This window comes from Flavobacterium aeripolare, assembly GCF_013294025.1.
Classification (GTDB): Bacteria; Bacteroidota; Bacteroidia; order Flavobacteriales; family Flavobacteriaceae; genus Flavobacterium.
The window spans coordinates 191347-206725 of record NZ_JABSNL010000005.1 but is presented as its reverse complement, the minus strand read 5'-3'; the positions used below and the strand labels follow the sequence as shown (position 1 = coordinate 206725).

Genomic DNA, 15379 nt, shown 5'->3' with positions numbered 1-15379 from the left:
CGAAAAGACTAAATTAAGAAAGCATCTCAAATTGAGATGCTTTCTTAATTTATACTAGCACATAATTATGTTAGTGTGGCAATTTATCTTTAAAAACTCCATATAGATAAGTTCCTAGTAGTGCTCCAAATAGCACAATAAAGATACTCCAAAACCCAGCACCAATAAGAATATAAATAGGGCCAGGACAGGCACCAACGAGAGCCCAACCAAGTCCGAATAAAATTCCTCCTATCCAATATCTTGCATTGCTATTTTCCTTATCTGCTATAACAATAGCTTGACCGTTGATGTCTTTTAAGTTATTTCGCTTGATAATTTGAATCCCTATTACTCCAGTTATTATTGCCGTAGTAATTATACCATACATATGAAAAGATTGAAATTGAAACATCTCGTAAATGCGGTACCAAGAAACAGCCTCCGACTTTGTCAATACGATTCCGAATACGAAACCGACCAGTAAAAATTTAAGTACTTTCATTTTTAGAATATTAAAGGAAAAATTAAATAAGCCATAATGAGTCCGCCTATGAAGAAACCGATCACTGCTTTTAAGGATGGGATTTGCAAATTACTTAAACCTGAAATAGCGTGTCCAGAAGTGCATCCTCCTGCATAGCGTGTTCCAAAACCGATAAGCAAACCACCTATTAACAAAATTGCGATACCTTTTATCGAAGTAAAAACTTCGTTACCAAAGAGGACTTGAGGTGCTAAATTACCATTTGGCGCATCGATACCGTAAGCTGCTAACTGCTCGATAGTTTTAGGATTAATTGTCACATTTGAAGGGTCGCTCATAAAATTTACAGCTACAAACCCTCCTAGCATTGCTCCTACAACCACAACTAAATTCCATCGCTGTGCTTTCCAATCGAAGTCAAAGAAAGCCGTGCGCTTTCCAGCTCCCATTATGGTACACATCGATCTTAAATTTGATGACATCCCAAAAGATTTTCCAAAATAGATTAAGGAAAGCATAATGAGTCCAATTATAAAACCTGACACATACCAAGGCCAAGTGTAGAAAAGTATATCCATGATAATTATTTTATTTCTGCAAAGATAAGACAGATATATTTTTCTGAATGTGAGAAATGTTACATTTAAAATTTTCGAACAAAATTTAAACATTAAATCACATTTTTATTTAGCAGTCAAAGCACATAATGTAAAGACACAGACACCTAATTCCCCTTCTTTCAAATTGATTAAAAAAAGAACTAACGGTTTTATAATATAGTAGCATAAAGATAAAAGTATAGCAGGCACACTCTTTACTAAAACAGTCATAGTGCAAAAACATTTAAAAGATACCATTTCAAATAGCTACTGTAACAATTAGAATGCTAATAGAACAGATTAAACAGTACACCATCTAGAAACTGCTCGTTCTAAATCGGCAAAAATGATTGGTTTAGAAAGGTAATCATCCATACCAGCTTCAAAACATTTTTCTTTTTCTCCTACTAATATTCCTGCTGTTAATGCAATTATAGGCACCTTTTTATAGCCTTCGAGCTGCCTAATTTCTGTGGTTGCTTCATAACCATTCTTCACGGGCATTTGTATATCCATGAAAATAACATCGATTTTCTCTAACTTACATTTGTCTACTGCTAGCGCACCATTTAAAGCTTGATGAATTTCACAATTAGGCATTATTTTCTTTAATAACGTGCGAGCCAGTAACATGTTGATTTTGTTATCTTCAACCAGCAAAATAGATTTAACATTTAAAATTTTCAAAGCTATAGGATCGTTAACAATGGTTTTCTCTACAGCTGTAATGCTATCATTTAAAACGCTGTTAAATACTAGTACAAATGAAAATTCACTGCCAATCCCTACTTTTGAATTAAGTTCTAATTGACTGCCCATTAAATCCAGCAATTGATTTGAAATAGTCAAACCAAGACCGGTCCCACCAAATTTTCTACTAGTCGAATTATCTTCTTGAACAAAGGATTTAAAAATTTTACTATTACTGTGCGACTTGATCCCAATTCCGGTATCCTTTACCGAAAACAAAACTTTTACCTGATCTTCCTTTTTTATTGGAATATTTTTAATGGTGAATAAAACTACACCATGTTCTGTGAATTTAAGCGCATTCCCAATTAAATTAACTACTATTTGTTTCAGTTTTACCTCATCGCCCATCACCCATTCTGGAACATCTTTGTCATAGACGCAGGTAAGTACAATTTTCTTTTGTGCAGCTTGTTGCTTAAATAAATCAATTGTCTTGTTGAAAAGGTCGTGTAGGTTTACTTTTTGGATATCGAGCTCAACATTGCCCGATTCAATTTTAGAAAAATCAAGAACATCATTTACAATTCGCATCAAACTATTTGCCGATTCATTGACAGTATTAATATATTCTTTTCTAATTTTTTTCGAATTTTTTTCTTTCAATAAAGAAGAGAATCCAATAATGCCATTCAACGGCGTACGAATTTCATGACTCATATTAGCTAAGAATTGTGTTTTTGCTTTATTGGCAAATTCAGCTTGATCCTTAGCTTTCTTAATTTCATTTTGCATTACTTTTTGCTCTGTAATGTCTATAACACTCAATACAATTTCATCAATAATGCCGTCCTCACCCCATAACGGGAAACCATTCATTTGTACCCAAATAGTTTTTTTACTTTTCCCTATCTTGATACCAACCGTTAAATTTTTAATCGGCTCATTAGTGCGTAGGATTTTATTAACTACGTGATCGTTAGTTAAAAATTTCTTTTTGTTTTCGTCAACATAAGTTAAGCTTTCGATCAATTCCTTTAAATCCTCTTTATTGTCTATCGTAGTATTAAGGAGTTCGAGTATTTTATTATTACTGGCTAAAATTGTTTTATCAGGGCGGTATACAATTATTGCAGCTTCAAGATTGCTTAATAATCCACGGTACCTTTTTTTACTTCTTAGTAATGATTGTTCGATTTTTTTAGTAGACGTTATGTCCCTCGATAAACAGATAAACAAAGTGTCCTTAAAATTTTTGCCATCTAGCTTTGAAACCGATAATTCAAACCAATGAATTCCTGTGGATAACTCTAACCAGTATTGCTTACCCGTTGAAATGCCTTTATTGTATGCTTCAAGCATTGCAGCTTCTGCCACTTCAGATGCATGTGCAGGCAGTATTTCTTTATACTCTTTTCCAATGAAGTATTCCGATGGTGTGGTCAGTAAATCATTACTATGAGAATGGTAGCTTACAATTATGCCATCACCACTAATTTCAAATAATAAGTCAGGTAAGGCGTCAAAAACCCCTTTTAACCTCGTATTCACTTTTTTAAATTCTTCCTCAGCTTTTTTGATTTCGCTAATTTCTAGCATAGATCCCATAATTTTTATTGGAACTAAATTTTCATCTCGAATGATTATATCTCTTTCATAAAAATAGCCATAGCTTTTGTCATTTTTTAGAAATCTAAATTCGGATGCCCAATAATTCTTTTTCTCAGCAAGAACTCGCTCAAACGACTCAATTATTCTCTCTTTATCTTCGGGATGCAAACGCGCACGCCACAATCTTTGATTTTCCTCTGGAGTAGCATCATCATCATAAAAACCTAAAATATCATTGTAACTTTTGTTATGCCAACTAGTACCGTCAACCAGATTGAGTTCAAAGACAATATCATTTGTGGTTTTAGCAATTTTTTCAAATCGCTCATTTGAAACTCTTAGCTCTTGTTCACTAATTTTATGAATGGTGATATCGGTCATAGTACCAATGTAGCCTACCACTCTTCCATTTGTATCTCTTTCAGCTACGGCAGTCCCTAAAACCCAAATTACCTTTAAAGTTGGCTGAACAAATCTGAACTCAATAGTTTGTTCGTCCCCAGTACGAATTAGCTCATCCCACAATACCCGCAAATTCCCTTGGTCTGCCTCGTGTACAGCCTGGAACCATCCTTGCTCTATAATCTCGGCATGACTCAATCCAAGAATCTTTACTGTATTCGAATTGACAAACGTTATATTACCATAATAGTCAGAACGGAATATTCCAACAGGAGAGACCTCTGCTAAGGTGTGATATCTTCCTTCACTTTCAACCAGTTCTTTTTCAGTTTCATTTCTCAGCCTTTCTTTTTCAAAATTTTCTAAGGCAAAAGCCACGTCACCTGTAGCTTCTCGAAGCAAGGAAATTTCGGCAGTATCAAAAAAATCTTTTTCGTCAGCATAAAAGGTAAAAACACCAATCACCTCATCAAATACCTTAATTGGAACTGCCATAACAGAATGATATCCATTTGCTATAGCAACATCCTTCCATGGAAGCATTTTAATATCAGTTGCAATATCATTAGAAACACAATAATTACTAGTTTGTATTGCGGTACCAATAGGTCCATTACCTTCTGCAGTACTAGGATCAGTAGTAATTGCAGCTATAGTGCTGAGATATTCGTGGTATTCCCCATCAATTACCTGGGGAACAATCGTATTATTATCGTCTAGTAGTCCAATCCATACCATTTTAAATTTACCCAAATTCACCGCTATGTTGCACGCTTCTTTAAACAAAGTTTCTTTGTCTTTAGTCCGTACAATCATTTGATTGATTTGACTAATAAACTGATATAATCTATTTGCTTTTAAAACCTTATGGTTAGTAATGACTTTTTCTGTAATATCCGTAATCACACCATGACAAATTACGGTACCCGCGGGCTCGCGTACAGGTAATGAATTAACTTCATGCCAAATCAATCCTTTTTGAGGATGTCTGTAACGATATTCATGCTTTAGTGGAACAAATGTTGTTTTTGTCGTAATGATTTTATGCAAGAGCAGCTCAATGTCCTCTAAATGAACACTTGAAAATATTAAGTTGGGATCCTTTTCTACTTCTTCAAATGTATACCCGCACAAATCTTTCATAGCATGACTCGCATATGGAAAACAAATAGTTCCATCCGTGTTTTGTCGCATCGAATAAATCATTCCGGGAGATGTAGCTGCAATATTCTGAAACTTAATCTGCTCTTTAACAAGTACTCCCTTGGCTTCCATTCGTGCCGTAACATCTCGAATATTCATAATTACACCCTCTATCGCGAGATCATTTAATTTATTGATCAAGGTACCTTCTAACCAAATTAAATGTCCGTTCTTATGTTTAATCTGAAATAAAACATTTATCACTTCATCTGGATTATCAAGTGCCATTTGAAATTTTTCATGACAATAATCTAAAAATGGAGGATCTATGAGATCATCCAATGGCATAACTGCACGTTCCTCTGCACTGTAACCTGTAATTTTGAGGGCGGCTTCAGACCTAAATAGTACTTCTTTATCGCGACCAAATACTGAAATTACTTCTTGATTGTATGCTACTAATGCTCTAAATTTTTGTTCACTACGCTCTAATGCTTGAGAGACAATTTTCTTTTCGGTTATATCTTTAAAAAAAACAGAAATACCATTAGAGGAAGGATAAATATGATTTTCGAACCATAATCCATAAGTGGGATAGTATTGTTCTACACAACTGTATTGTTGTTCTTCAAACGCTTTGTGGTACGCATCGTAAAATTCTAACGCAATTCCGTTTGGGAATAAATCCCAAATACATTTGCCTAAGGCATCACTTGCCTTGCACTCTAAAAATTCTGCAGCCTTGTTGTTCATGTACGTATAGCACCAATTTGCATCAAGAGCTATAAAGGCATCAGTAATTCTTTCGACAACACAAAAATGGATATCCTCTTGAATAGCCACAACATTAGGATTTATACTCTCCCGATTTATTTGATCTAATTTCAAGGCAACCACAGCCTCTTCAAGGGCTGCTACTTTCTTTTCTAGATCTTCATAAGAGAGCTTTTTTTCTTCCATAAATCTGTATTATAAGGCACACCTTGTCAAGTACCTTAAGTGCCCTTTAAAGATAATAAAAATTTAAAAAAAATAAGGTTGCTTTCTATAAAAATTGATCACCAACATTAAAATTTGACCCATCATTGTAATAAGATTGTTTTAAAGCTACTAAATAATGATTTCACGGTATTTAATTATATAAAGATTATTTGTCACAACCCATCTATTAAAGTTCTAACTATATTTGCACTATACATCTTAGAGCACAATGCGTTGTGCTATTGAATACTGTGAAATAAAAAATGAAAAAAATGAAAAAAATAATAACACTTTTATATTTGGCCCTTCTTACTGTTTCATGTGTGAGTACAAAGTCTACCTTAAAAAATGTAGATGACAATGCCCCTATCCCTTTACTTTCTACAGATAATACGTTTGTTATTACTGAATTTAGCACAGATAAGAGATACGGTTATGATAAAGATTACCCAATCAACGTTTTCTACTACAGTACTAGAAATGAGACAATCAATCAAGAGCGTTTTTTAAATGCATTAGCGGGACCAAAGGGACAAAAAATAACTTTTAAAAAACTTGAAAGCTGTTGTCCTTTTCCTTCTAAAAGAAGCGAAATGGGTGCTGGGTTATTAGATGTATATGAAATCGATTGGGAAGGTTTAAAAATACCTATCACACTTTATATGAACATCTATGAAAAAGGATACTTGAAGGTTCCAGTGGGTTTTGGTCTTAAAAAATAATCTTTAAATAATCTTTCTCGAATATAGATTCTCTGCAAAGAACCTATTGACTATAACCGCTTCATGATACCATCAAGTTGCCTATTTAAGTCTATAAAAAAAGTTAAATTGTAAAGGCTAACTGCTAAATCATAGTTATCTTTGCAGCTTTAAAAACACAGCTTTATGAACATACAAAATATACCACAAATTAAGCATACAGACAGCGGAAACTTTTTTTTGCTAGCTGGACCATGCGCAATTGAAGGAGAAGAAATGGCATTAAGAATCGCTGAAAAACTTGTTGGAATCACTGATAAGTTGGCTATTCCTTATGTTTTTAAAGGCTCTTTCAAGAAAGCTAACCGCTCTAGAATTGATAGTTTTTCAGGGATAGGTGATGAGAAAGCACTAAAAATTTTAAGAAAAGTATCCGAAACTTTTGGAGTACCTACAGTTACAGATATTCACACAAACGAAGATGCAGTAATGGCTGCTGAGTATGTTGATATCTTGCAAATCCCTGCTTTTTTAGTTCGTCAAACTGATTTAGTTATGGCTGCTGCCAATACTGGAAAAGTAGTGAACCTTAAAAAAGGTCAATTTATGAGTCCTGAAAGCATGAAACACGCAGTACAAAAAGTTTTAGATTGTAACAATCAAAACGTAATGGCTACAGATCGTGGAACCATGTTTGGTTATCAAGATATGATTGTTGACTATAGAGGAATACCTACAATGCAACAATTTGCTACTACGGTTCTTGATGTAACACATTCATTACAACAACCTAATCAAACTGCGGGTGTAACTGGTGGAAGACCTGATATGATTGAAACTGTCGCAAAAGCTGGAATTGCTGTTGGTGTTGACGGAATTTTTATCGAAACTCATTTTGATCCTGCTAACGCAAAAAGTGATGGGGCTAACATGTTGCACCTTGACTACTTTGAAGCACTAATGACTAAACTAGTTGCGATCAGACAAACTATAAACAATTTTTAAATTTTACAATACGTTCATTGAAAAAGATATTTTTATACAGCGCATTCATAGCGCTTGTATCTACGACTGCGGTAAGCGCACAAGAAGAAATTAAAGTCCAAGAAAAATACACCGCTCATAACAAAGGAAAATTCTTTGTGTCATGGGGTGGAAACAGAGAAAGCTACACTAAATCTGACGTTAATTTCAAGGGAAAAGATTACGATTTCACAGTTGATAATATGACTGCGCATGATAAACCAAAAGGATGGCATGTTGATTATATTAATCCTGCAAATATGACTATTCCTCAAACTAACTTTAGAATGGGGTATTTTATTAACGATCATTATAGTGTTGCTATAGGTTGGGATCACATGAAATACGTGATGACACAAGACCAGATTGCAAACGTAACCGGAAACATCAATTTACCTGCCGGAGAAGCTGGAGCAATTTACAACGGAGAATACAATAATAGACCTGTTGATTTTGCCCAAGGAACAGAAGAAAATGGTATCCCATTCTTGACCTACGAGCATACTGACGGATTAAACTATATCAACACAGAAGTTTCTAGACATGATGATATTTCATCGTTGTTCAAAATAGGAAATACTGATAAAATTCAAGTTAACCTTACTGAAGGTGTTGGTGTAGGACTATTGTATCCTAAAACAAATACTACTTTATTAGGTAAAGAACGTCACGATGACTTTCACGTCTCAGGATACGGAGCATCGGTAAAAGCCGGTTTAAATATAACGTTCTTAAAACACTTTTATATACAAGGAGAGTTAAAAGGAGGTTACATTAATATGCAAGACATTCGCACCACGCAAAGTGCCGATGATAGCGCTTCACAAGATTTTTTCTTTTTACAAAGACTAATTGCTTTTGGCGGTATTTTCAGAATATAATTGATTTTTTACCATTATATCACAAAGGGATTGTTTCAATACAATCCCTTTTTTTGCTAAAAAATAGCGATTATTACGATTTTATATTATTGTGAAATTTAGTAAACACTTTTAGCATCAAATAGCTTGTTTACAGTTTTTTATACATAAATTAGTGCTCTTACAAACCAGATCCAAAAAGATTTAAAACCTAAGTCAAAATGATCAGAGCTAACCAACAACTAACAGACACAGCTATTGATAGCTTCAATAAATTTGAAAAGTTTTTTGATCTATCTGCAGATTTATTATGTGTGGCAGGTTTTGATGGCTACTTTAAGCGCATCAATCCTGCTGTATCAGCATTATTGGGCTACAGCCAAAAAGAATTATTAGAACGACCTATAAATGATTTTGTTTTTCAAGAAGATAAGCAAGCTACTAAAATAGCTAGAGATGATTTACGAAAAAGAATTCCCTTGTTCAATTTCGAAAACAGATACCTCACTAAGGAAGGTGCTGTCGTGTGGCTATTATGGACCTCACTACCTATTGAAAATGACAAACAAGTTTTTGCAATAGCAAAAAACATAACACACATCAAAGAATTAGAAAAAGAACGCAATCAAAACCTAGCAGACTTAATCAAGATCAATCAAAATTTTAAAAAGCTGACCTATACCGCGACACACGATCTAAGATCACCCGTTAATAACTTGCTAAGTATTTTTGACTTACTTGACACTACAACCGTAGCTGATGCTGACACGCTAGAATACATTCAATTAATCGAAATGACAGCGCTTAACTTAAAAGAAACACTAAATGGATATGTTGCATTGCTGGATAAAAACAACGAAATAAATGAGCATCTTGAGCAGGTTGATTTCAAAACAACTTTGCAGGAGGTGATAACATCAATTAGTGCGCTTATTGACAATTCACAAGCGAAAATAGTTAGCGATTTTACTGCTTTAAAAGACGTGAAATTTAACAGCGCAAATTTAAAAAGTATCTTTCTAAATTTGATTACAAACGCAATCAAATATTCTAAAGTAGACACCCTGCCTGAAATTACTATAGAATCTAAAATGGTGGATGATAAAAAACAATTAATCATAAATGATAACGGTATTGGTTTTGACATGGATGTAGTAAAAGATAAAATCTTTGGTCTTCACCAAAAGTTTCATGAGCACGCTGATAGTAAGGGAATAGGATTATACCTTGTACACAACCACATCACAAGTTTAGGCGGAACAATTACTGTAGATAGCAAGCAAAATCACGGCACTTCATTTACAATTACATTCAAGGATTAGTGCTCAATACTATACTATAAACTACAAAAAAAAGTCAGCCACAATAAATAAATTATTTTGGCTGACTTTTTTTTAGAAGGCTATTAATTCTGTTTTAATTTATTTTAAAATCCCTCTTTGATCCATTAAATACATTAACGACGTCATTGTTCCTGTCCCTAACTCTAACTCCCTTTTATCAACAGCGTCAAATTTGTCATTAGCTGCATGATGATAATCAAAATAGCGCTGTGAATCTGGTTTTAAACCTGCTTTCACGATGTTTTTAGAGGTTAATGGTCCTATATCAGATCCACTATGCCCTTCTACAAAACTATGGATTAAATACGGTTCGAATAATTTGCGGAACCCAGCAATTTGATCAAAATTAGCCGCGTCACACTCTAATGAAAACCCTCTTGGACTAAATCCACCTGAATCACTTTCTAAAGCAAAAATGTGGTTTTCTTTATTCTTCAAAGACAGCTCCTCATATTTGTTTCCGCCTCTTAAACCATTCTCTTCATTCATGAAAAGTACCACTCTAATCGTATTTTTTGGTTTGTACCCTATATTTTTAAAAATATTAGCCACATCCATACTTTGCACTACTCCTGCTCCATCATCATGTGATCCATCTGCAAGATCCCAAGAATCAAGATGTCCGCCTACAACCATAATATTTTCTGGGGTTAATGCGCCTTTAATCTCGCCCACGACATTATAAGAGAGCACGTCGTCAAACTGCTCGCAAGACTGCTTGAAGTAGAAAGTCAACTTTGGATTTTTCTTCAAAGTTTTACTCAACAATTCTGCGCCATTAGTACTAATTGCGGCAGTAGGGATGTATTTTGACTTAGGTAAATCTCCGTAACTTTGCGTTCCTGTGTGAGGAAAATCATCTAATCTTAAATTTAGCGAACGTACAATAGTTCCTACTGCGCCAAGTTCTGCTGCTTTTTGTGCTCCAGCATAACGTTGATCCACAGCTCCTGAATACGCATGAAACGATTCTATCTGTTCATTATCCATGGGTCTATTAAAAAAGACAATCTTTCCTTTTACTTTTGCTGCTCCTAGTGCAGTTAATTCATCAAAATTCTGAACTTCTATAACTTCTGCACTTAAACCATTTTTGGCTGTAGCCACTGATCCTCCTAAGGCACAAATTGGCACAACGGTTTTTGTTTTATTATCTAAAATATAGGCCGTCTCTTTTTCGCCTCTTACCCATTTAGGAACCATCACTTCCTGCAAATACACTTTATCAAAACCTAATTTTTCCATTTCAGCTTTGGTGTATTGCACCGCTTTCTCAGCATTTGCAGAACCTGACAATCGCGCTCCAATATCATTCGATAAATGATCTAACCATGCGTATGATTTAGAATTGGTTAATGCTTGTTTGTAGATTTCTTTTAATACTTGCTCGTCTGTTTTTTGCGCAAAAAGCGAACTAGTTCCTAACAGAAATAATGCGACTACCGTTATTTTTTTCATTGGTTATATAATTTAGTTTATTCTGATTTTACAATTGGTGTTCGGACTCCGATACCATTATTATTGAACGCTTCTATTTGGAAATAATAAGCATCAGACCTGTCCAGTCCATTAAAATAATATTCGTTTTTCCCGTAAACCATAATTGCACCGTACATTTTATCTGGAGATTTACCAAAGTAAATTACGTAACCGTCGGCAGAGGGTTCTTGTTGCCACTTAAACCAAACATTGCGGCGTTCTCCTTTCACTTTTGGTGCAGAACGTAAAGGAACAAAATTATTTACAGATTTCGGAATTTCGCCATTCCCTTTTCCAAAAGCTCTAAATCCAGATAAAGCAAATTTACCAGTTGGCATTCCCATATTTACAATTTTTAAATAACGTGCGTGAGTTGGCTTTTTTAATTCGATGTAATCATGAGGAACATCCTTATCATTCTTACTTTTATCAATAAGAACTTTCCAATCTTTGTTATTGTCTGATGCGTATACAATATACTTGTGACCAACAGTTGTTTCTGGTTTTCCCATTAAAGTAACGTCTTGATCAGCAAAGTTGATTTGTATTGCATTAACGGTACTTTTTTCACCCAAATCAGTAGAAAGCCACTCGCCTTTGTCAGCACTTTTTGCCGACCAATAAGTTTTGATATCTTCATTCACCGCATTATTAGCTTGAAAACCTCCAAGTGTTGACGAAACTTGCACTGCTTTATTGTAGTTTAACAGCATCCAGCCCGTGAAGTTTTCATTCAGATGATTCTTCTTCTCTGAAGGTAAGTAGGTTGGGTAATCTCCGTATGCAGTATTCGAGTACAAAATATCATCTTTGTCAAAGCCAGCAGGCCAGATTCCGATGCGTCTTTCAAAATTATTTTTTGTTCCAACAACAATTGTCGAAACATGCCAGTAATCTTCATTACTATCTTGGTACGTTGCACCATGTCCTGCACCCCTAGCAAAACCACCTGGTTTATAAGAGAATGGATTGTGAGATTGATATGTAAAAGGCCCTAATGGTTTGTCACCAACATATACGCCGTCTCCATAACCGCTAAACTCTGTTCCAGGTCCGCCATATTGCAAATAGTATTTATTATTGTATTTGGTCATAAATGCACCTTCCATAAAAGGTTGCATGAATGTGTTGTCGTTGTTCTCACCAAAGCGTTCCCAGCCGTGTTCATCATCGTTCAATGCAATTAACGGCACAGCTTCTCCCTCGGGTTGAAAAGTTTTTCTGTTCAATTTTACACCGTATAATGGATATACATTACTCGAACCGTAGTATTCATAAAGTTCATCCTTATCTTCATCCCAAAAAATAGCTGGATCCCAAGCAGCCGCTTCAGATTTATGAACTAATTCTTTCCAATCGTCTGTCGATGGATTTTCACTCATCCAGATTGGAAATTCCTTCCCGTGTGTCGAACCTACAACGAGCAAAGTATCGTTGACAAATGAAAGTGATGGCGCACATAGTTCGTCGTAGACATCATGTTCTGGTCTTAGAAATTTTCGAGAAATAAATTTCCAATCAGACATGTCTTTACTGTGCCAATATCCCCATTGATTGGTTGAAAAAAGATAATATTCCCCTTTAAAATAAGTAATTACAGGATCTGCTGTGGCTCTATGTTTTCCTTGAGTAACAAAATCTGGAATAGGACAATAGCCATAATCTAGATTTATGGGATTACAATACGTTTTGTTTTGCGCAGTTGCATCAGTAGCTATAAAACTAAGGCCGATCATTAATAAACTGCTAATCACTAAACTTTTATACATCATCATTTGGATTTTAATGTTTTTTTATTCGATAAAAAAAAGCCTGCAAGAACACGCGAACTTGCAGGCTTTTAAGGCTACTTTTCGAAAATTATTCTAAGCCATACATTTTGCATCAGTTTAGAAAATTTTCAATTAATAGTCTATAGGTTGGAAACTAATTGCTGTTCCTCCTCCTGCTGCTAAATTTAATTTTAGCTTCGATTTACTTGTAACTGTAAGTGTCGAAATTGTATAAGCAATTGGATTCGCTTTCCAATCAGCGTCTTTTGCATCAGCGTAAATAGTTGCTTTGTATTTTTTCCCTTTAGTTAAAAAATCTAAATTAATAATGGTCTCTCTGGCATTTTCATCTGTAACTGCACCTAGGAACCAGTCTTCGGAACCTTTTGCTTTTCTAACTACCGTTAAGTAGTCTCCGGGCTCTGCTTCTAGATATTTACTATCGTCCCAATCAACAGCCACGTCCTTTATAAATTGAAATGCATCGCTATATTTCTCGTAATTTTCAGGTAAATCAGCTGCCATTTGTAACGGAGAGTACATTGTAACATACAATGCCAATTGTTTTGCTAAAGTAGTATGAACTTGCTCCGTTTTCGATTTATCGTAATGACTCATTTTTATTTCGAATATTCCCGGAGTGTAATCCATAGGACCTCCTAATAAGCGAGTAAATGGTAAAATAGTCTCATGCATAGGTGCATTTCCGTTACTCCAAGCGTTGAATTCATTTCCACGAGCAGCTTCTGCAGCAATAAAATTGGGATAAGTTCTACTATAGCCAGTAGGTCTAGTCGACTCATGAGAATTAACCATTAACTTATAATTTGCTGCACGTCTTGCAACAAAATTAAAGTGATTTACCATACTTTGTCCGTCATGGAATTCACCTCGAGGGATAATTTTTCCTACGTATCCTGTTTTGGTTGCTGGATAACCGTACTTTACCATATTTTCAAAATTTCGATCTAAATGACGCTCAAAATTAGACACTGATCCTGAAGTTTCGTTGTGCATGATCATTTTTACGTTTTTTGATTTTGCGTAAGCCGAAACTGCGGCAATATCAAAGTCAGGATACGGGGTGACAAAGTCAAAAACTTCTTCTTTCCAGTTTCCAAACCAGTCTTCCCAACCTACATTCCATCCTTCTACTAGTACACCATCAAAACCATGTTTAGCAGCAAAATCAATGTACCTCTTGGTATTTTCAGTGGTTGCTCCGTGTTTTCCTGACGGAATCAAATCTTGTGTTAATGAGTTTTGAGCATTTTGAGAACCCGCAAAATCCCAAGTTGATTTCCCTACGTGCATTTCCCACCAGATTCCAACATACTTCATCGGTTTGATCCATGATGTATCTTCGATTTTTGAAGGATCGTTCAAATTCAAAATCATCTTAGAACCTACAATATCTCTAGCATCATCACTAATCATGATTGTTCTCCAGGGCGAGACGCATGGCGCTTGTAAATAAGCTTTATCACCAATTGCATTAGGAACCAACTGTGATGTAAAATCAAAATTCTTCACATCAACATTAAGATGCATCACCGGATAATTAACTACTGCTGCTTCAAAAATATTTACATACAAACCAGCATCTGATTTCATCATTAACGGCGATTGTACAATGTATTTTCCGGGAATCGATTTAACTCCAATACCGTTGTCCATATCTATTTTCGAATTATCAATCGCTGATAACTTGGTTTCGTTGTACTCGTATTCATTACTATCAAAATCACCAGGAAGCCAGAATGCTTTGTAATTTTCAGTTAAGTTGAATTGCGAAACTTCATCAGAAATGATAAAATAGTTCAGTTCTTTCTGTTTTGGAAAATCATATCTAAAGGCAACTCCCTCATCAAATACTCTGAAGAAAATAGTCATTTTGATATTTGATCCTTTCTGTATCAAAGATATTTTTAGTTCGTTGTAATGGTTTACAATGCTAGCTTGTTCCCCTAGTACGGGTTTCCAACTTTCATTGATGCTAGAATTCTCCGCTTTTTCAATTGTAAAGTCAGCAGTAAGCGCTGCTTTATCTTTTAAAGTAATTCCCATCGCACTCTTTTCAACCACCGTCTTGTTATTGTATTTCACAAAGTAGGTAGGCTGACCAGCGGCACTAAGTTTAAAATCTACCTCAATTTTTTTTGAAGGAGATACGGCAGTTTGCGCTCCTATATAACTCGTAGAAAAAAGCACTAAGGCTACTAATAACTGTTTCATATTTCTAGGTATTTATTTGCTGTTGCTAAAGTAAAGATTCTAAATTCGATTAAGATATTGCGGTTATAAAAAAC

At 35.0% G+C, this 15379-nt stretch carries 10 protein-coding genes; 4 read left to right on the top strand and 6 right to left on the bottom strand.

All coding sequences use genetic code 11. The annotated features are described in order from the left end of the window. Positions 1–70: 70 nt before the first annotated feature. The 3 genes from HNQ00_RS08040 to HNQ00_RS08030 form a co-directional block, all read right to left on the bottom strand. Entirely contained in the window at positions 71–484 is a 414-nt protein-coding gene (locus tag HNQ00_RS08040) for a DUF6691 family protein (protein ID WP_173837815.1), read from the bottom strand. A 2-nt stretch (positions 485–486) separates the two neighbouring features. Continuing rightward, entirely contained in the window at positions 487–1044 is a 558-nt protein-coding gene (locus HNQ00_RS08035; protein WP_173837814.1) for a YeeE/YedE family protein, read from the bottom strand. 321 nt (positions 1045–1365) lie between these two features. Then, the gene (locus tag HNQ00_RS08030; RefSeq protein WP_173837813.1) at positions 1366–5871 is read right to left on the bottom strand and encodes a PAS domain S-box protein; all 4506 of its coding nucleotides are present in this window, start codon (positions 5869–5871) and stop codon (positions 1366–1368) included. Positions 5872–6164: 293 nt separating this feature from the next. Here HNQ00_RS08030 and HNQ00_RS08025 point away from each other — a divergent pair, with 293 nt between their 5' ends. From HNQ00_RS08025 to HNQ00_RS08010, 4 genes are all read left to right on the top strand, one after another. Then, positions 6165–6614, top strand: a complete 450-nt coding sequence (locus tag HNQ00_RS08025) for a 2-dehydro-3-deoxyphosphooctonate aldolase (RefSeq protein ID WP_173837812.1) — start codon at positions 6165–6167, stop codon at positions 6612–6614. Positions 6615–6779: 165 nt separating this feature from the next. After that, positions 6780–7598, top strand: a complete 819-nt coding sequence (kdsA, locus tag HNQ00_RS08020; protein WP_173837811.1) for a 3-deoxy-8-phosphooctulonate synthase — start codon at positions 6780–6782, stop codon at positions 7596–7598. Between the two features lie 17 nt (positions 7599–7615). Next, the gene (locus HNQ00_RS08015) at positions 7616–8497 is read left to right on the top strand and encodes a hypothetical protein (protein ID WP_173837810.1); all 882 of its coding nucleotides are present in this window, start codon (positions 7616–7618) and stop codon (positions 8495–8497) included. Between the two features lie 200 nt (positions 8498–8697). Then, positions 8698–9798 (top strand): sensor histidine kinase, encoded by a 1101-nt coding sequence (locus HNQ00_RS08010; protein ID WP_173837809.1) that lies wholly within the window; start codon positions 8698–8700, stop codon positions 9796–9798. A 99-nt stretch (positions 9799–9897) separates the two neighbouring features. Here HNQ00_RS08010 and HNQ00_RS08005 read toward each other — a convergent pair whose 3' ends face one another. From HNQ00_RS08005 to HNQ00_RS07995, 3 genes are all read right to left on the bottom strand, one after another. Beyond that, on the bottom strand, positions 9898–11277 hold the full coding sequence (locus HNQ00_RS08005) for a M28 family peptidase (RefSeq protein WP_173837808.1): 1380 nt from the start codon (positions 11275–11277) through the stop codon (positions 9898–9900). Between the two features lie 17 nt (positions 11278–11294). Continuing rightward, complete coding sequence (locus HNQ00_RS08000) at positions 11295–13073, bottom strand: discoidin domain-containing protein (RefSeq protein WP_371739002.1); 1779 nt, start codon at positions 13071–13073, stop codon at positions 11295–11297. Between the two features lie 129 nt (positions 13074–13202). Further along, positions 13203–15305: a glycoside hydrolase family 97 protein gene (locus HNQ00_RS07995; protein WP_173837807.1), complete on the bottom strand. Its 2103-nt coding sequence runs from the start codon at positions 15303–15305 to the stop codon at positions 13203–13205. Positions 15306–15379: the final 74 nt, after the last annotated feature.